Origin of the sequence: Rhizobium leucaenae USDA 9039, from assembly GCF_000426285.1 — a bacterium.
Lineage (GTDB): Bacteria > Pseudomonadota > Alphaproteobacteria > Rhizobiales > Rhizobiaceae > Rhizobium > Rhizobium leucaenae.
Genome location: NZ_AUFB01000001.1, coordinates 409137 through 428429 on the forward strand (window position 1 = coordinate 409137; position 19293 = coordinate 428429).

A 19293-nucleotide genomic window follows, 5' to 3' on the forward strand; every position below is an offset into this window, starting at 1 on the left:
AGAACAATGGATGAACTGTTCCCCGCAACCTCGATGCCTGACCGGGATTGGTGGGCAGTCCTTTGGCCGAGGCCGGCGGAAGTTCTGACTGATCTCGGCATCCGGCCTGACATGACCGTGCTCGACCTGTGCTGTGGGGATGGCTATTTTACCGCGCCGCTTGCCCGTCTTGTCGATGGCCGCGTCTATGCGCTTGATCTCGATGCGGGGATGATCGAGCAGGCAAAAATCGAGGTGGAGCGCGTCGGAGGCACTGTCTGCAAATGGATCAATGCCGATGCGCGCGAGATCGCCTCGCTGCTGTCGGAACCGGTCGACTATGTATTGATGGCCAACACGTTTCATGGCGTGCCCGACAAGCCAGGTCTGGCACGGGCAGTCAGGCATATCCTACGGCCAGGCGGCTTGTTCGCGATCGTCAACTGGCATCCGATCCCCAGGGAACAAACGGTCGTGTTGGGTCAGCCGCGCGGCCCAAGGACGGACATGCGCATGTCGCCCGACTCCGTGCAAAGGAGCGTCGAACCGGCGGGGTTTAGCACCGCCCGCATCGCGGAATTACCTCCCTATCACTACGGCATCATCCTGGAGCGCACTTAGCGGCGAACGCTGTTCGCACATGCGGGCGATCAAACGATCGCCTCAAGGAGCTAATGTTTCATCATCAGGGGAAGCATGGAATGCGACAGGAGATGACGCGTGACGCGGCCGAGAAGCAGCTCCAGGAGATATCCGCGCTTGAATGCTCCGATCAGCAAGCATGTCGCGGTCGCTGAACGGGCAAAATCAAGGATCGTTTCTCCGACCGACCGGCCTTCGGAACTGATCGCGACCACCTCGCCCTCAAGCCCGAGCCGATCAAGCAACTCCCTCGCCGTGCGCTGGTAGCTTCCGTCAGTTTTATCGTTGATGCAGAGAACAGTGATGCGATCGGCTGCAACCAGCCAGCGCCTTGCCGCAACGACGGCGCGTTGCGCATGTTCATGCGGTTTCCAGCCGATCACCACATGGCCGAGCAAGTTGCCGGTGTAAGCACCGGGAGGCGGCACCAGTACCAGCTTGTGCTCCTTGAACAGCAGATCATAAAATGCATCGCGGGCATCCATATTGCCGTGGCAGGGAGCGACGACCAGTGCCGTCTCATGGCATTCGGCCGTCACACAGCGGGCGAGATCGCCGCGGCAATCATCCAGCAACAGGCTTTCGCGGTCGGCTCGGTCCCGCCTCCAATCCGCAAAAGCGCTCGCAATCCGTTCGAATCTATGGTTCGGAGAGTCCTCATTCATGTCCCGCAGGATCTGGAGGTCGATTTCCTCAGGCGCGGCGATCATTTTTTCGGGATCAGCACCGATATGAGCTGCCGCCATGCTGCCGTGGATGGCGCGCGCGGCGTCCTCGGCTGCGTCCAGGCAGTTCCGAACGGTTGCAGGATCCGGTAGCAATGCAAGAACATCGGCGCGGACGGTCGCTTCACGCAGAGTGCCGGCCGACATAAGACCTGCCCCTTGCGGTGGTGGTTTCGGATCGTTTCTATGTAATGGCGGGCTCATCATATCGGACCTCCTTCCGCGATGCTGCCGTATCGCTTTTGGTCCAATCGGTGGATTCTAGTCCTAGATCAAAGGGCTCGCAACATCGCAGGCATTCCGCTTTAATCCGAGATCAGGCTTTGCAATCTAATGGCGCGGATGCATGCACTGTCCATGATCGGCCAGAACTTCGATCACTCGGCACTGGTCGATCCGGCCGTGACCGCACCCTTCGACCATAGTCTCCAGCTCGGCTTTCAGGGCCGTCAGGCTACGTATCTTTTGTTCGACTTCGATGAGGCGGGCCTTGGCGATGGCGTCAGCGGAGGCGCAGGATTGATTGGGATCGTCCTGGAGCGCCAGAAGCGTCCTGATCGCATCGACCTCGAAACCCAATTCGCGGGCGTGGCGAATGAAAGCCAGTCTGTGAAGGTGCGATTGCTCGTAGGAACGCTGGTTGCCCTCGCTCCGGTCCGGTTCCGCCAAAAGCCCGATGCTTTCGTAGTAGCGGATTGTCGGCACCTTGACGCCGCTTTGCCGGGCCGCCTCGCCGATCGTGATCTTTTTCATAATTTTCCTCTTGCACCTCTAGCCGCTAGAGGATGTAGGAGAGATGCCATGGTTTGACAAGGAACGGATCATGGCTGAGACAGCGGAAGCACGATACAGAGTAAGCGGCATGGACTGCGCATCCTGCGCGGCCAAGATCGATACGGCCGTGAGGCGCATGCCGGGCGTGGAGGATGTCTCCGTTTCCGTCACCGCAGGAACGATGACCGTTCGTCACGACGAGACCAGCAATCTCGCCGCGATCGAAAAGAAAGTGTCGGGCCTCGGCTATTCCCTCGCCCCGCTGGCAAGCAAGGCCGAGCGCGCGCCCTCCGAACATTGGCATGACCATCATGATCATGATCACGACCACCATGACCATAACCATGATCAACATGATCATGACGGCCATGATCATTCATCGCACGACCACGCCGATCATGATCATCACGACCACGGCGCGAAGGAAATCGAGGGGCTGCATGGTCACGACCATGCGCCGATGGACGGTCCCTGGTGGAAGAGCAAGAAGGGTCGGCTGACCATCCTCTCGGGCGTGGCATTGGTTGCCGCCTATGCCATTGGCCATCTCGTACCCTCGATCGCATCCTATGCCTTCATCGTCGCCATGCTGGTCGGTCTCGTGCCGATCGCGCGCCGCGCCGTGATGGCGGCGCTGGCGGGCACGCCCTTCTCCATCGAGATGCTGATGACGATTGCGGCCGTCGGCGCGGTCATTATCGATGCCGGTGAAGAGGCGGCAACCGTTGTCTTCCTCTTCCTCGTCGGCGAACTGCTGGAAGGAGTCGCTGCTGGAAAGGCGCGTGCAAGCATCCAATCATTGACGACCCTGGTCCCGAAAACCGCCCTCATCGAAGAGAATGGCAAGACCCGCGAAGTTCAGGCCGACAGCCTCAAGGTGGGTGCGGTCATTCTCGTGCGTCCTGGCGACCGCATCGCCGCCGACGGCGTGATCATCGAAGGCGAGAGCGCCATCGACGAAGCGCCGGTCACCGGAGAAAGCACCCCCGTTCGCAAGGGCGTGGACGCCAAGGTTTTCGCCGGCACAATCAACACGGACGCCGTGCTGCGCGTCAAAGTCACCGCTGCCGCGACCGATAACACGATAGCCCGTGTGGTGAAGCTGGTCGAGGAGGCGCAGGAATCCAAGGCGCCAACAGAACGCTTCATCGACCGCTTCTCGCGCTACTACACGCCCGGTGTCGTCGCCGTCGCGGCGCTGGTCGCGGTGACGCCGCCGCTGGCCGCCGGCGCAAGCTGGCTGGAATGGATCTATAAGGGCCTCGCCATCCTGCTTATCGGCTGCCCCTGCGCCCTAGTAATTTCCACTCCGGCGGCGATCGCGGCGGCGCTGTCGGCAGGCGCCCGCAGCGGCCTACTGCTGAAAGGCGGCGCTGTTCTGGAGACCATGGGCAAGGTGACGATGGTCGCTTTCGACAAGACCGGCACCCTGACCGAAGGCAAGCCCAAGGTGACGGACATCGTCGGCTTCGGGCACACCGAGGTAGAGGTCCTTTCGCAGGCTGCCGCTCTCGAAAATGGTTCGAGCCATCCGCTGGCGCTCGCAATTCTGGAGCGGGCGAAATCCGATAGCGTTCCGGTTCCGCCTGCAGCCGAAGCGAAGGCCCTCCCCGGTAAGGGCGTCAGCGGACGCGTCGGCGGCGAGACCATGTCCCTCCTCTCTCCCCAGGCAGCCCGGCAGAGCGAGCCATTGTCGGCCGAACAGAGCGCCCGGATCGAAGCGATGAACGACGAAGGCAAGAGCGTCTCCGTTCTCGTGGTCGGAGGCAAGATCGCCGGCCTGATCGCCATGCGCGACGAGCCTCGCGCCGACGCGCGCACCGGGATCGAGGCATTGCAGACGGCCGGCATTGGCTCCGTCATGCTGACTGGCGACAATGCCCGTACCGCCGGTGCAATCGCGAAAGGACTCGGCATCGAACCCCGTCCGCAGCTTCTGCCGGAAGACAAGCAGCGCATCGTGCGCGAACTGCAGGCTAAGAAGCAGATCGTCGCCAAGGTCGGCGACGGTATCAACGATGCACCCGCCTTGGCGGCTGCCGATGTCGGCATCGCCATGGGCGGCGGCACCGACGTGGCGCTGGAGACGGCAGACGCCGCCGCTCTCCACGGCCGCGTGACCGATGTCGCCAACATGGTCGTGCTATCGCGGGCGGCGATGAGCAATATCCACCAGAACATCGGCATGGCGCTTGGCCTGAAGGCGGTGTTCCTGGTGACCACGATTGCCGGCATCACCGGCCTCTGGCCGGCGATCCTCGCCGATACCGGCGCGACCGTGCTCGTCACCGCAAACGCGATGAGACTGCTGCGATGGAAAGGCGTGTTCGGCGGGCAATCAATGAAAGCGCGCTGATCTCAACCAACATCGGCTGCAACGCGGCCCGGCACACCGATTCCACGGGATTGGTGTGTCGGGCCTTTGCTTTTGACCACTTCAATCGACCCTTCACCCGTTGCCGTTTGTCCGGGTTTTAGTCGCCACTCGCAATGAGAGTGAGAACCCGTCGTCCCATGTGAAAAAACAGGCACATGTATAAAATATGGATTGACCTGATGGCAGATGTCAGACCAATTTAAGGTCATGACGAAGGCAATGCTCACTCCTCTTCCATCGATCGACCGGACGCAGCAAGTTATCGACGCGCTGTCCGACTTCATCGAGTCTTCGAGGCTCCAGGCCGGTGACCGGCTGCCCACTGAGCGCGAATTGATGGTGGCCCTCTCGGTCGGGCGCTCGACGATCCGGGAAGTCGTTACGCATTTTCAAGCCTTGGGCGTCGTGGAAACTCGCAAAGGCAGCGGCACCTATCTGCTGAAACCCGTCTCCAAGGCGACCATTCATATGCCCTTGTCGCTCGACACAGCGCATCTGCGCGACGCACTGCTGCAGACCCTGGAGGTTCGCCGCGGCATCGAATGCGAGGCCGGAATGGTTGCAGCCAAGAGACGCACGCGCAAGGATATTGCGATCATCGAGGAGAAGCTCGATGAGATGGAGCGCGTCCACATGGCGAAGGGCACATCCGGCCCGGAGGACCTGGCGTTTCACCTCGCCGTCTACGATGCCACCCACAATCCGCTGTTCAAACAACTCCTTGAACAGATGCGCGGGAGTTTCGAGCGGTTCTGGACCCACCCTTTCGACCGGCAAGATTTTGCCCGCCGGTCCTTCCCCTTTCACCGCACGCTATTCAACGCGATCATCGCCCAGGATCCTGAGGCGGCGCGCGCCGAAACATTGAAAATTCTCGACGTCGTCGAGGAAGACATCAAGGAAATGTCCAAATGACTGACGGGCTAGAGCCGTTCGATCTCGCTTCTCTCATCACGGCCCATGACGACGGCAATTACGCCGATGCCGTGGTGCCGCCGATTTTTCAGACATCGCTTTTTACCTTTACCAATTACGACGACATGATCGCCTCCTATCGCGGCGAGAAGGTGCGGCCGATCTATACGCGCGGCCTCAATCCGACAGTACGTATGTTCGAGGAAATGCTGGCAAAACTAGAGGGCGGCGAGGATGCGCTCGGCTTCGCAAGCGGAATGGCAGCGATCTCTTCGGCCGTGCTGAGCTTTGTCGAACCCGGCGATCGGATCGTCGCGGTCAAGCATGTCTATCCGGATGCCTTCCGTCTTTTCGGCACGATCCTGAAGCGCATGAAGGTCGAGGTGACCTATGTGGATGGCCGCGACGAGGAGGCCGTCGCCAAGGCGCTTCCCGGTGCAAAGGTCCTTTATCTGGAAAGCCCGACAAGCTGGGTGATGGAAGCCCATGATGTCGGCGCGCTCGCTGCACTTGCCAAGCAGCACGGCGCCGTTTCCATGATCGACAACAGTTGGGCGAGCCCCTATTTCCAGCGGCCGCTAACGCTCGGGGTCGATCTCGTCATCCATTCCGCCTCCAAATATCTTGGCGGCCACAGCGATGTCGTTGCCGGCGTGGTTGCCGGCTCGAAGGCGATGATTGCGCGGCTGAAAGCCGAGGCATATCCTTATCTCGGCGGCAAGCTTTCGCCTTTCGACGCCTGGCTTCTGATCCGCGGCCTTCGCACTCTGCCGATCCGCATGCGGGCGCATGAGGCGGCGGCAATGACGATCGCCAAGCGGCTGCAGGAACTCGATGTCGTCGAGCAGGTCTGCCACCCCGGCCTTGCGAACCGTCTGCCCGCCGGGCTCAACGGCACCTCGGGCCTGTTTTCATTCATCTTCCGCGAAGGCGTCGATATCCGCGCCTTCGCCGATCACCTCAAGCTCTTCAAACTGGGTGTGAGCTGGGGTGGGCACGAAAGCCTGATCGTACCGGGCGAGGTCGTGCTTCAGCAGAAGGCACAGCCGAATTCCGCGCATACCTTCGGTATAAACCCGCGGTCCGTACGTCTCCATGTCGGTCTCGAAGGAACCGAGGCGCTATGGAGAGATATAGAGGAAGCGATCGCCGCCGCCTCATAAGATCGTCAACCTGAGAGAAACACCGAAAAGGGGGAACTGAACATGAAAACACTGATCACGGCAGCACTTTTCGCCACGATGATGGCGGGCACGGCATTTGCTGATACCACGTTGAAACTGGTCGAAGTTATTACCAGCCCGGAGCGGACGGAGACGCTGAAGTCGATCGTCGGCAAGTTTGAGGCCGCAAATCCCGGCACCAAGGTCGATATCATCTCCCTGCCTTGGAACGAAGCCTTCCAGAAATTCGCGACGATGGTCTCGGCGGGCGACACGCCCGATGTAATGGAAATGCCGGATACCTGGCTCTCGCTCTATGGCAATAACGGCATGCTCGAAAGCCTGGAGCCTTATCTCGCGAAGTGGGAGCATACGAGTGAATTGACGCCGCGTGCTCTTCAACTCGGCCGCGACGTTAAAAACACCGCCTACATGCTGCCCTACGGCTTTTATCTGCGCGCCATGTTCTACAACAAGAAGATCCTGAAGGACGCCGGCATCGCGGAACCGCCGAAGACGATGGACGATTTCGTCAAGGCATCCGAGGCAATCTCCAAGCTGCCGGGCAAATACGGCTACTGCATGCGCGGCGGTCCCGGCGGCCTGAACGGCTGGATGATCTTCGCGGCCTCCATGGCAGGGGACAACAAATACTTCAAGGATGACGGCACCTCGACGATGAACAGCCCCGGCTGGGAGAAGGGCATCGAATGGATGGTCGATCTCTACAAGAAGGGCTATGCGCCGAAGGACAGCGTCAACTGGGGCTTCAACGAGGTCGTCGCCGGCTTCTATTCCGGCACCTGTGCTTTCCTCGACCAGGATCCGGATGCCTTGATCGCGATCGCCGAACGCATGAACAAGGACGATTTCGGCGTCGCTCCGTTGCCGAAGGGTCCGGATGGCAAGTCTTTCCCAACGATCGGTTATGCCGGCTGGTCAATGTTCTCGACGAGCCAGAACAAGGACTTATCCTGGAAGCTGATCGCAACGCTCGAAGGCAAGGAAGGCAATCTCGAATGGAACAAGAAGATCGGAGCCCTGCCGGCCTATACCTCGGCTGAGAAGGACCCCTTCTATGCCGGCGACCAGTTCAAGGGTTGGTTCGAGGAATTGGCCGACAAGAACACGGTTCCGACCGTCATGCCGACCTATCTCGAAGAATTTGCCTTCTTCAAGGATTCGCTTGCCATCAAGACGTCACAACAGGCGCTGCTCGGCGATATTTCGGCCAAGGACCTGGCCGATCAATGGGCAGATTATCTGACCAAGGCGCAGCAGAAATTCCTCGCCAAGAAATAAGTTCGTCCCCCGGCGGCGGAGCGATCCGCCGCCGCTTTTGCGCACGTGAAACAGACGGCGTCCGAACGCCGCGAACGGGAACATTGGCCGATGACCATGACCGCCGACACGCTCGACAGGCGTCACGACCGCAGGCCCTGGCCGAAGCGCCTTGCCGATGCCTCGGAGCCCTATCTCTATAGCGCCCCCGCGCTTATTCTCATTATCGCCGTCATGCTGGTGCCGCTGGTGATCGGCATTTCCTACGCGTTTCGGGATATTCAACTGCTCAATCCGTTCTCCGGGGGCTTTATCGGCTTGCAGCATTTCCGCGATCTCTCCAAGGATACAGCTTTCTACTGGGCGCTGAAGAATACGCTTTGGTGGACCGGCGCTTCCGTGGCACTGCAATTCATCTTCGGGCTGATTCTTGCCCTGCTGCTGGACAAGCCGTTTTTCGGCAGGGCGATCGTCCAGGCACTGGTCTTTCTGCCATGGGCGGTCCCCTCCTTCCTTGCCGGCCTCAACTGGGCATGGCTCTTCAATCCCGTGATAGGGCCCATCCCGCACTGGCTCTTCGCTCTCGGCCTGATGAAGGAGCCCGGCAACATCCTCTCCGATCCGCAATATGCGATGTGGGGGCCGATCGTCGCCAATGTCTGGTGGGGCATCCCCTTCTTCGCCATCACGCTGCTCGCCGCTCTCCAGGCAATCCCGCGCGATCTTTATGAAGCCGCTTCGATCGACGGCGCCGGCTGGTTCCAGCGCTTCCGCTCGATCACCCTCCCATTCCTCGCTCCGACGATTGCCATTACAGTGCTCCTACGCACGGTCTGGATCTCGAACTTCGCGGATTTGATCGTCGTCATGACCGGCGGTGGGCCAGCCGATCGCACCCAGATCGTCGCAAGCTATATCTTCACCCAGGCATTCAAGCGGCTGGATTTCGGCTACGCATCCGCCATCGCCCTCGTCCTGCTCCTGCTGCTGCTTGCCTATTCCATGCTGATCATCCTGCTGCGGCAGACCCTGCTGAACAAGGATTGAGCCATGAGACGCTCCGTCATCCCCACCATCGCGCATCGCCTCGCAATCCTTTGCTACGTGGGTTTTGCGCTCTTCCCGCTCTTCTGGCTGCTCAAGGTCTCGGTCACGCCGAATGACCTGCTTTATACCGAAGGCGTGCGTATGTGGCCGTCGCGCACGACATGGGAGCACTATGCTTTCGTCCTGCAACATAGCGATTTCCCGACATTTTTCGAAAACAGTCTGATCGTTTCCGCATCGACGGCGATTGCAGTGACTATCTGCGCATCGCTTTCCGGCTACGCACTCTCGCGTTTCACCTTCCGCGCCAAATACTGGATCGTCGCCTTGATGCTGCTGACGCAGATGTTTCCGCTGGTCATGCTGGTCGCGCCGATCTTCAAGATCCTGACGCCGCTGCATCTGACGAACAGCCTGACCGGCCTCGTCATCGTCTACACGGCGTTCAACGTGCCCTTTGCCACCTTCCTGATGCAGTCCTTCTTCGACGGCATCCCGAAGGACCTCGAAGAGGCAGCGATGATCGACGGCGCGACTCAGTTCACCGCGTTCCGGCAGATCATTCTGCCGCTGACATTACCTGGTATAGCCGCGACGCTCGGTTTCGTCTTCACGGCCGCCTGGAGCGAGCTGCTGTTCGCCCTGATGCTCATCAACGGCAACCAGGCGGCGACCTTCCCTGTTGGGCTCCTCACCTTCGTTTCGAAATTCTCCGTGGATTTCGGGCAGATGATGGCAGCAGGCGTCATGGCGCTCATCCCGGCCGGCCTCTTCTTCCTGCTCATCCAGCGTTATCTCGTGCAGGGTCTGACGGCCGGCGCGGTCAAGGGTTAGTCACATGGCATCGATCGATATCCAGAACGTCAAAAAAGCCTATGGCCACGTGCAGGTGCTGCACGACATCGACCTCAGGATCAAGGATGGCGAATTCGTCGTTCTCGTCGGCCCATCCGGCTGCGGTAAGTCAACGCTGCTGAGGATGATCGCCGGTCTGGAAGACATCAGCGGCGGAGAAATCCGCATTGCGGACAACCGTGTCAACGAGCTGCATCCGAAAGACCGCGACATCGCCATGGTGTTCCAGTCCTATGCGCTCTATCCGCACATGAATGTCGCCGGCAATATGAGCTACAGCCTCAAGCTCAGGAAGATTGCCAAGGACAAGATCGGAAAAGCCGTCGCCGCAGCAGCGTCGAAACTCGGACTTGATCCGCTGCTCGAACGCCGTCCGAAAGCGCTTTCCGGCGGCCAGCGCCAGCGCGTCGCCATGGGCCGCGCCATCGTGCGCCAGCCGAAGGCCTTCCTCTTCGACGAGCCGCTTTCAAACCTCGACGCCCGCCTGCGCGAACAGATGCGGGCCGAAATCAAGAAACTGCATGGCGACCTGAAGGCGACCTCGATCTATGTGACGCATGATCAGATCGAAGCGATGACGCTGGCGGATCGGATCGTTGCCATGCATGGCGGGGTGGTCCAACAGGTCGGCAGCCCCCTCGAGCTTTACGATCGTCCTGCCAATCTCTTCGTTGCCGGTTTTATCGGCTCTCCGGGGATGAATTTCCTCGACGCGACCTATGAAACTGGCGGTCTGCGGCTGAAGGACGGAACCATCGTCCCGCTTTCGACGTCACCGAACCTGCCGGCCGGCGCCAAGGTGACACTCGGCATCCGCCCGGAACACGTGGTTTTGTCCACGGACGGCTCCGGCATCAGCGCCGAAGCGGAGCTCATTGAGCCGACCGGCTTCGGCATCATTCTCCACCTTTCGCTGCACGGCCTGCCCTTCAAGGTCTTCACGCTCAATCGCGAGGTACTGAAAGCGGGGCCGAAAGTGAACGTGATATTCCCGTCGCAGCATCTGCACGTCTTCGACAGCGACGGAAGAAGGGCGGGGTAGCAACTTCTTAAATGGTTGCAAAATTGCCGCATTGAGCTTGCCCGCCGAACATCGTAGGGATCTGTCTGCAAGAGGGGACGAGGACGACGGTGGGGAAGAAGCGCTTCGGCACGATGCAGTGGATGGTGCGCAGCATATGCGTCCTCGCGCTGGTACTTGTCGGCTTCGCCCATCAGATGCCGATTTCCAATGCCGATGAACTCGCCCCCGCGGCGCTGGCGCAATACCGGTTGCCGGATGGCACATTGCCGGTACTGTGCGTCACCGACAAGGGCACTGACGGCAAGGAACACAGCAAGACACATGCACCGGGTTGCGAAGCGTGCCGGATCGCTGCGGCGGCCCTGCTTCCCGCGCCGCCGACGGACGTCTGCGAACATCTTGCTGTGGCGGATCAGGATGTGCTCCCGCCTAAAGCCGAAGCTTTCCATCGCCAGCTCTATCCGCCGAACACCGGCCCTCGCGCTCCACCCATCCTGCAGATCGTTGCCTGAGCCTGTGTTTCGGCGCGAGCCGTGACGCTTGTCATCAACGGCGGCCGGAGATGCACGACACCTGATCGTGCCGGCTGCGGGCGGACTCCTCCATGCTGATCGCCGCGACGTGAACGGGCCTTTGCATCCCGAACGCGCAGCACGTCCGCATAAGGCTGCGACCGGAACGGCCGCTCCTCCCACAGACATGACTTTCCGGACCGCCAGCCGATCTCCTGAGGACTTTCTATGTCTGCTTTCACCGCCGCTGAGCCTGCGGCCGCCGCCTCCCACAACATATCGCTCTACCGCGCAATCTGGCGCTGGCATTTCTTCGCCGGCCTGCTCGTTATTCCCTTCATGCTCAATCTGGCGATCACCGGATCGCTCTATCTGTTCAAGGATCAGATCGCCGATACCTTCTACGCCCACCGCAATATCGTCGCGGACGCCGGATCGATGCTGACGCCGCAGCAGATCGTCGATGCCGCCGTTGCCGCGATCCCAGGCTCCAAGCCGGCTTCCTATCGCGAAGCGCCATCACGTAATCGCTCCGCAGTCGTCGCCGTATCTAAGAACGGCCAATCGACGATCGTCTACGTCAATCCGCACAGCGGCGGCGTGCTCGGTTCGGTCGGCTCGAAGCAGGAGTTCAGTTGGGTCGTCAAACGCATCCACAGCCTGCAATATTTTGGGGATTGGACCAACCGCATTGTCGAGATCGTCGGCGGCTTCGCGCTCATGCTCGTTGTCACCGGCATCTATCTCTGGTGGCCGCGCCAGCAGACCGGTGGCGTTCTCAGCGTCCGCGGCACACCGTCGCGTCGCGTCTTCTGGCGGGATCTGCACGCCGTCACGGGCGCCGTTGCCGGCATCGTCATCTTCTTCCTCGCCTTCAGCGGCATGCCTTGGTCGGGCTATTGGGGCGCGAACGTCAATGCCTGGCTGACGGCCCATGATCTCGGCACGCCGGCCGCGCTTTGGGACAATGTGCCGAAATCTACGAAGGTGACGCAGGATATCGTCGGCCGACCCGGCTGGGTCGTCGAAAATGCGCCCGTTCCGCTGTCTGACATCGCCGCCGCGCAAGCCGCAAAGCCGATCGATCTCAACAAAGCTGTCGAGATCATGCATGGGTTAGGCATGGCGCCAGGCTCGGACCTCGCGATCCCTGCCAATGAGACGGGTGTTTATACTGCCAGCCACTATGGAGGCGATCTCGGCAACGAGCGCACCGTCCACATCGACCAATATTCCGGCAAGCCGCTCGTCGATCTCTCGTTCGATCAGTATCCCGCGCTGGGTCAAGCAATCGAATGGGGCATCAACGTCCATCAGGGCCAGGAATGGGGCTTGTTCAACCAGCTCCTGATGCTCGTCACTTGCCTGGCAATCGTCCTTTCCTGCGTGACTGCTATCGTCATGTGGTGGAAGCGCCGGCCGGCGGGACGTCTCGGCGTGCCGCCGATGCCGCCGCAGAAGTCCGTCTATATCGGCCTATGGCTGATCGTGATCGCCTTCAGCGCAATCTTCCCGCTGACCGGACTCGCGGTCATCGTCATGCTGCTCTTCGACCAGATCGTGGTGCGCTTCGTGCCTCCACTCCGACGCTTCTTCTCTTGAGTTTTCCGCCGATCCTGAGGCCGGAAATTTCGACAGGAACGCGAAATCAGCGCCCACATGGACGCTGATCTCGCGTTTCCGCGGAGAACGACTTCTGGACCGTTTATTGAGCGTTCGAACTCTGCCCGGCGGGGACGCTGCGGCCATAAACGGTAAACCGCTCATCCTTCGCGATGGGATGGTAGTCAGAAAGCAGCGCTGCGAAACGTGGTTGACCAAGGACGTGATCGGTCCAAAGTGGCTCATCCTGTTGGACGACGATCAGATCATAGTTGTGGCTGGCGAACTCGGCATATTTGGTGTCGAGATAAGCATCCGACTGTTTCTGAAGGCCGGCGGCATCCGCCAATTCTCCTTTTGTTGACGCCTCCTGAGCTAGAACGAACGCAAGAGCGCCGAACCAGTCGCCGTTATTGGCAGACAAGAAACGCGCTCCGACCATCCTGGAGAGCGGATGGGCAGCGGCGATGTCACTGCCAATGACGCCGAGCGTCGGCTCCTCCTTCGATGCTGCTTTAACGGCAGCAACGAAAGCAGCCGCAGGCTTCTGCGTCGGCAAGAAGGGCAGCCATGCGAACGCGACGACAATTACACAAAGAGCAGCACGTCCCAGCGTTTCGCGGTTGTAACGCCAGCCGGACGATGCCGCTGCCCTGCAAAGCACGGCAACGAAAGCCAGCGAGATCGCAGCAAAAGCATGATAGGGCCAGCCCTTACCCTGATAGACTAACGGCGCCACGGCAGCGAGTGAAGCGAGTAAGGTCACAGCGCAAAGCGGTGTCACCGGCGCTTTGGGTGCAACCATTCGGAAGAGAAGGACGATCAGCAGGTAAATCGGCCCATAACTTAGCGCGACCCTGAAAGGATCGCCCGTCTTCATGTAGACATTCACGACCTGTGGCAGGAGGTCCCGCATAAATTCGGGAGTAAGCAAAAAGACGAGCGCGACATAGACGACACCGATAGTGCCGATGATGCAATTCTCGGGCGCCAGAAGTAACCAAGGATTTCGCCGCCGCCAGGCCACATAGAGCGCGGGCACGATGTAAGCCACGACATAATAGGCTTTCACCAGAACAAGAATGCTGCCGCAGAGTCCGGCGCCGACAATCAGGGCGATACCGGGTGCGACACGGCGTGTGGTATCGGCGCGCAAGGCCATGAGCGCCAGCAGCGGCAGAAACAGCACTGTGCCGACATGATCTCTCTCGGTGAAAGCATTGCCGGGGAAAATCATGAAGAGAGCTACGAATAGCGGCAACAGCCGAAGCAAGGCATGATTTTCGGCAAAGCCCGCTCGCCGGACGATCATGGCGGCCAAACCCAGGCCCACGATGACTGCGAGGCACGTGTAGAGATACATGCCTATTTCCGGAGCGATCCCCGCCCATCTCGACGCTACGATCGCCGGTAGGAAAAGCCAGATCGAAAACGGTGGGTTGTTGTCGATCACATCGACGTAGAGCCGTTCTCCATTGAGTACCCGCTCAGCCTCCGTAATGAGCCAACTGGTGTCGACAATGGTTCCCCATCGCTGCTGCCACAGCGCCGCTACCACGAAGACCACGGCACTCTGGATCAGAGCGATCCACAGCACCGATGATGTAGTCGCCCTAAATCCGGACGCGTCCGCCGCGCTACTCATTCGGCTGCTCCCGTCGCGCCGCATAGCGGCCGAGCTGTCACCGTCGATGCATCATCACTCATATCGAATGTACCAATCATTCAAAGTTTCGACGCGACTATAGCGCGAACTTGCTAAATCGGCCGTTAAGGCGGGCGTACGAGCGTATGAGGCCGCTACCAGACGAATGGGATGAGCCGATAGCGCACGCGGGCCGCATAGGCTCGATAGCCGCTCAGCTCCGCGCTCAAAACACGCTCCTCATGCACCGCGCGCCAGGCAATTCCGAGGATGAATACGACAGAGAATGCAAATCCGAGCCGGGAGCCAAGCAATAGAGGAACGCCGAGGAGGAAAAACAACGCGCTCGCATACATCGGGTGGCGGACGATAGCATAGGGGCCGGTGTCAATCACCTTCTGGTCCTGTTGAATCTTCACGACCGGCGCCGCGAAGGTATTTTCGCGAAATGTCCACCAGACGCCGAGCATGTAGATCACCACGCCGAGGCCGCCGAGCACCTGAAGCAATGGCGCCATCGCTCGGAAACCGGTACGGGCCGCGTCCCAGCTCATGAACCCTATCCAAACGAAGAAGGCCAAGATGAAAAACGTCAGCCACACGCGATCCCACGGCTTTTGATCGCGTTGCAGCGGTAAAGCCATACGCTCACGCAGAAGGCGCGGGCTGTATTTCGACAACCAAATGGTCATCGCCAAACCGCCGAGCGCAAAGATGATGATCAAAGCCCAGCCAACCGGAAAGGCCAATGTTCCAGCCGGCCACAGGATCAGGACGGCCATGAAGACCGACCAGGCGAGCAGTTGGATCAAGTAGATCGCCACGACACACTCCTAAAAGCCCCGATGATATCTGGGTCGCACGAATTCGCGCTTGCGATTTCTTCCCATTTTGCGCTGCTTGACCGAAGAATAAAATCTATTTCACGTTGATATTGTTCCTCCCTGCATGCCTCACATCCTTCTCGCCGCATGCGCGATCCCCGATGCGGCCGCGAAGCCCAATTCCCGAATATGCGCTTGTCAGCCCCCGCCTCCAATGTCATTGGTCGAACAATCAGCTCATTCACACGCAGTTCTGCACATGAAACTTGATGCAATCGATTTGCGCATTTTGGATGCCATTCAACGTGATGGCCGCATCACCAAACTCGCGCTCGCCGAAAAGGTAGGACTTTCGCCGACGCCATGCTGGCTTCGTCTGCGCAAGCTCGAGAAGGCCGGGATTATTGCCGGTTATCATGCCCATCTGGCACCGCGCCGGCTCGCGGCGGTTGCAAGCGTCATGGTCGAGCTCACACTCGCCAACCATCGCCAGAGCGACTTCGAGCGCTTCGAGCGGGCAATCTCTTCCATCCCCGAAATCATCGCCTGCTGGTCCGTCGGCGGCGGCGTCGACTATATTCTGAAGATCATGACACCCACCATCGACGCCTATCAGCGCCTGATCGACGGCCTTCTGGATCGCGACCTCGGCATCGAGCGTTATTTTACTTACATCGTGACAAAGACCGTGAAGGAAGAAACCGTGCTTCCAATCGCCAATCTCCTTTCAGCAGAGCCTCAGGGCAACCAATAGAGACTCTCTCTACGGCCGCCTTTCTCTTTAGGCCCTTTCTCTCTTTCAGCCATGACCAATGGATAATGTCTCGCGGCGTTCCGTGAGAGCATTGCGGCACCTGGAAAGAGAGGTTTGCCGATGACTGCAGTGCGCGCCCGCCCCGCCTATCACGAAGCCCTGTCACGACTGAACGACCGGCATCTGCTGCGGGATCTCGCCTATATCGGCGGTCGCTGGGTCGCCGCCAAGAACGGCGAGAGCCTCAACGTCGCCGATCCCGCCTCCGATACCACACTCGCCTGGGTTTCCAGCCTCGGCAGGGATGAGACGTTCGAGGCGATCGACGCTGCGGCGGATGCCTTTTCAGCCTGGCGCTCGCTCCTGCCGCAGCAGCGCGCATCGATCCTGCGCAAGTGGTACGAACTCATGCTCGCTGCCAAGGAGGATCTGGCGCTGATCATGACGCTCGAACAGGGCAAGCCGCTCGCCGAATCCCGCGGCGAGATCGATTACGCCGCCGGCTTCATCGAATGGTATGCGGAGGAAGCCAAGCGGATCAACGCCGAGAGCGTCACCAGCCATCTGCCGGACACCGAAATGATCGTGCGGCGGGAGGCATTGGGTGTCGTGGGGATTGTCACGCCCTGGAACTTTCCCTCCGCGATGCTCACGCGCAAGGCGGCTGCAGCCCTTGCCGCCGGATGCACCGTCGTTGCCCATCCATCATCGGAAACGCCGCTGTCCGCGCTGGCCCTTGCCGAACTCGGAGAGCGTGCCGGCCTCCCCGCCGGCGTCTTCAACGTCGTCACCGGGGATGCCGCTACGATCGTCGGCGCTCTCTGCGAGGATGCCCGGGTGCGTGCCTTGAGCTTTACCGGCTCGACCGGCATCGGCAGACTGATTGCAGGCCAATGCGCTCCGACCATGAAACGGCTGGTGATGGAACTCGGCGGCCATGCGCCGCTGATCATCTTTGACGACGCCGACCTCGATCGCGCCGTCGATATCGCCATTAATGCCAAATTTGCGACGTCCGGCCAGGATTGCCTGGCCGCCAACCGCATCTTCGTGCAGCGGTCGATCATGGAGCCTTTCGTGGCGGCCTTTGCCAAACGGATAGCAGCTCTCAAGGTCGGCAATGGACTGACGGACGGTGTCGAGATCGGCCCGCTGATGCACGAGCGGGCCCTGGCGAAAGTCGAGGAACATGTGGCCGATGCGCTGAAACGCGGCGCAAGGCTTGCTGTCGGCGGAAAGCGCCATGCGGCAGGCCCGCTCTTCTTCGAACCGACACTGCTCATCGAGCCATCGCCCGATGCGCTGATCATGCATGAGGAGACATTCGGGCCGGTCGCTGCGGTGACCTCATTCGATACCGAGGCCGAGGTCGTCGCTCGCGCCAACAATACCGAATATGGCCTCGTCGCCTATGTCGTGACGCAAAACGGCGCCCGGCAGATGCGCCTCGGCCGAGCACTGGATTACGGCATGGTGGCAATCAACCGCGTGAAGATCACCGGCGGACCGGTTCCCTTCGGCGGCTGGAAGCAATCCGGTCTCGGCCGGGAAGGCTCGCGCCACGGCATCGAGGCCTTCACCGAGCTCAAATATCTCTGCATCGACACGGCTGCCTGACGCGCCACCCACTCTCAGCACAAGGAAATTATCATGTTGGACAAGCGGAACGAACTGAATGCGTGGGACAGGGATCACTTCTTTCATCCCTCGACCCATATGGGAATGCATGCGCGTGGCGAAACGCCGACCCGCGTCATTGGCGGCGGCGAAGGCGTGTACATTACCGACACCAGCGGCAAGAAGAGCCTCGATGCCTTTGCCGGCCTCTACTGCGTCAATGTCGGCTATGGCCGGCAGAAAATCGCCGATGCCATCGCCGAACAGGCGAAGAACCTCGCCTATTATCACGCCTATGTCGGGCACGGCACGGAAGCGTCGATCACCCTTTCCAAGATGATCATCGACCGGGCGCCGAAAGGTATGAGCCGCGTCTATTACGGCCTTTCCGGCTCCGACGCCAACGAGACGAACATCAAGCTTATCTGGTACTACAACAACATCCTCGGCCGGCCGGAAAAGAAAAAGATCATTTCGCGCTGGCGCGGTTATCATGGATCAGGGGTCATGACCGGCAGCCTTACCGGCCTCGAACTCTTCCATAAGGCTTTCGACCTGCCGCGCGAACCGATCCTTCATACGGAAACACCCTATTTCTTCCGCCGCCCCGATCGGTCGATGGATGAGGAACAATTCGCCCAATATTGTGCGGACAAGCTGGAGGAGATGATTCTCGCCGAAGGCCCGGAAACGGTCGCCGCCTTCATCGGCGAGCCGATCCTCGGCACCGGCGGCATCGTTCCGCCGCCGAAGACCTATTGGCAGAAGATCCAGGCCGTGCTCGACAAGTACGATGTCCTTCTCGTCGCCGACGAGGTCGTCACCGGTTTCGGCCGGCTCGGAACGATGTTCGGCTCGGATCACTACGGTATGAAGCCGGATCTGATCACCATCGCCAAAGGCTTGACGTCGGCCTATACACCGCTGTCCGGCAGCATCGTCTCCGACAAGATGTGGCAAGTGCTGGTACAGGGTTCCGATCAGCTTGGCGCCATCGGCCATGGCTGGACCTATTCCGCACACCCGATCTGTGCGGCTGCCGGCATCGCCAATCTCGAATTGATCGATGAACTCGGCATCGTCGAAAACGCCGGTTTGACGGGTGCCTATTTCCGGTCGGAGCTTGCCAAGGCTGTCGGCGATCACAAGCATGTCGGCGAGGTCCGTGGCGACGGGCTCATGGCGGCGGTCGAATTCGTCGAAGATAGGGACGACCGCAGGTTTTTCGATCCGTCGAAGAAGATCGGCCCGCAAGTGGCGTCGGCTCTGCTCGAGCGCGGCGTGATCGGCCGCGCCATGCCACAGGGAGATATCCTCGGCTTCGCGCCGCCCCTGTGCCTGACGCGCGACGAAGCGGATATCGTCGTCAAAGCCGCTGCGGACGCGATCAAAAGCGTATTTTCAAATCTCTGACGCAGCGGCCTAGCGCCACTGGCCGGCGCAGACCCAGGCGAACACGCTCAGTCCGTTGTTGATAATGGACTGAGCGTATCGGCTTGGTCATCGCCATGCCGTATTGGATGGTGTACATGGATATCCTGAAATTGTACCGGATCA

17 protein-coding genes are annotated in these 19293 nt (G+C 60.1%); 13 read left to right on the forward strand and 4 right to left on the reverse strand.

Features of this window, described 5'->3' with window-relative positions; translation table 11 throughout:
- Positions 1-6: 6 nt before the first annotated feature.
- The gene (locus K290_RS0101890) at positions 7-600 is read left to right on the forward strand and encodes a class I SAM-dependent methyltransferase (RefSeq protein WP_028750302.1); all 594 of its coding nucleotides are present in this window, start codon (positions 7-9) and stop codon (positions 598-600) included.
- A gap of 50 nt (positions 601-650) precedes the next feature.
- Here the strand turns inward: K290_RS0101890 and K290_RS0101895 are convergent, their stop codons facing one another.
- The gene (locus K290_RS0101895) at positions 651-1493 is read right to left on the reverse strand and encodes a universal stress protein (RefSeq protein ID WP_245276446.1); all 843 of its coding nucleotides are present in this window, start codon (positions 1491-1493) and stop codon (positions 651-653) included.
- 183 nt (positions 1494-1676) lie between these two features.
- Positions 1677-2099, reverse strand: coding sequence for a MerR family transcriptional regulator (locus K290_RS0101900; RefSeq protein WP_028750304.1), 423 nt, complete (start codon positions 2097-2099; stop codon positions 1677-1679).
- 70 nt (positions 2100-2169) lie between these two features.
- Between K290_RS0101900 and K290_RS0101905 the strand changes: the two genes are divergently transcribed.
- From K290_RS0101905 to K290_RS0101945, 9 genes are all read left to right on the forward strand, one after another.
- A complete protein-coding gene (locus tag K290_RS0101905; RefSeq protein WP_028750305.1) occupies positions 2170-4476 on the forward strand; it encodes a heavy metal translocating P-type ATPase in 2307 nt (768 codons plus the stop codon).
- 240 nt (positions 4477-4716) lie between these two features.
- Entirely contained in the window at positions 4717-5412 is a 696-nt protein-coding gene (locus K290_RS0101910; RefSeq protein WP_028750306.1) for a FadR/GntR family transcriptional regulator, read from the forward strand.
- Entirely contained in the window at positions 5409-6575 is a 1167-nt protein-coding gene (locus tag K290_RS0101915; protein WP_028750307.1) for a PLP-dependent transferase, read from the forward strand. Before K290_RS0101910 ends, K290_RS0101915 begins: the two co-directional genes overlap by 4 nt.
- Positions 6576-6617: 42 nt before the next feature.
- Complete coding sequence (locus K290_RS0101920; RefSeq protein ID WP_028750308.1) at positions 6618-7877, forward strand: ABC transporter substrate-binding protein; 1260 nt, start codon at positions 6618-6620, stop codon at positions 7875-7877.
- 90 nt (positions 7878-7967) lie between these two features.
- Complete coding sequence (locus tag K290_RS0101925; RefSeq protein ID WP_028750309.1) at positions 7968-8903, forward strand: carbohydrate ABC transporter permease; 936 nt, start codon at positions 7968-7970, stop codon at positions 8901-8903.
- A 3-nt stretch (positions 8904-8906) separates the two neighbouring features.
- Positions 8907-9737: a carbohydrate ABC transporter permease gene (locus K290_RS0101930; protein WP_028750310.1), complete on the forward strand. Its 831-nt coding sequence runs from the start codon at positions 8907-8909 to the stop codon at positions 9735-9737.
- Positions 9738-9741: 4 nt separating this feature from the next.
- Complete coding sequence (locus tag K290_RS0101935) at positions 9742-10800, forward strand: ABC transporter ATP-binding protein (RefSeq protein ID WP_028750311.1); 1059 nt, start codon at positions 9742-9744, stop codon at positions 10798-10800.
- A gap of 113 nt (positions 10801-10913) precedes the next feature.
- Entirely contained in the window at positions 10914-11294 is a 381-nt protein-coding gene (locus K290_RS0101940) for a hypothetical protein (protein ID WP_037134754.1), read from the forward strand.
- Positions 11295-11522: 228 nt separating this feature from the next.
- Positions 11523-12896, forward strand: a complete 1374-nt coding sequence (locus K290_RS0101945) for a PepSY-associated TM helix domain-containing protein (protein ID WP_028750313.1) — start codon at positions 11523-11525, stop codon at positions 12894-12896.
- Between the two features lie 103 nt (positions 12897-12999).
- On the opposite strand, the gene K290_RS0101950 is transcribed toward K290_RS0101945, so the two are convergent.
- Together K290_RS0101950 and K290_RS0101955 are read right to left on the reverse strand one after the other, a co-directional pair.
- The gene (locus K290_RS0101950; RefSeq protein ID WP_154668532.1) at positions 13000-14541 is read right to left on the reverse strand and encodes a hypothetical protein; all 1542 of its coding nucleotides are present in this window, start codon (positions 14539-14541) and stop codon (positions 13000-13002) included.
- A 155-nt stretch (positions 14542-14696) separates the two neighbouring features.
- Positions 14697-15365, reverse strand: a complete 669-nt coding sequence (locus K290_RS0101955) for a methyltransferase family protein (RefSeq protein WP_028750315.1) — start codon at positions 15363-15365, stop codon at positions 14697-14699.
- A gap of 259 nt (positions 15366-15624) precedes the next feature.
- On the opposite strand from K290_RS0101955, the gene K290_RS0101960 reads away from it, so the two are divergent.
- From K290_RS0101960 to K290_RS0101970, 3 genes are all read left to right on the forward strand, one after another.
- Positions 15625-16119: an Lrp/AsnC family transcriptional regulator gene (locus K290_RS0101960; protein ID WP_028750316.1), complete on the forward strand. Its 495-nt coding sequence runs from the start codon at positions 15625-15627 to the stop codon at positions 16117-16119.
- A 120-nt stretch (positions 16120-16239) separates the two neighbouring features.
- Complete coding sequence (locus K290_RS0101965) at positions 16240-17736, forward strand: NAD-dependent succinate-semialdehyde dehydrogenase (protein ID WP_028750317.1); 1497 nt, start codon at positions 16240-16242, stop codon at positions 17734-17736.
- Between the two features lie 33 nt (positions 17737-17769).
- Complete coding sequence (locus K290_RS0101970; RefSeq protein ID WP_028750318.1) at positions 17770-19149, forward strand: aspartate aminotransferase family protein; 1380 nt, start codon at positions 17770-17772, stop codon at positions 19147-19149.
- The last annotated feature ends 144 nt before the right edge of the window (positions 19150-19293 follow it).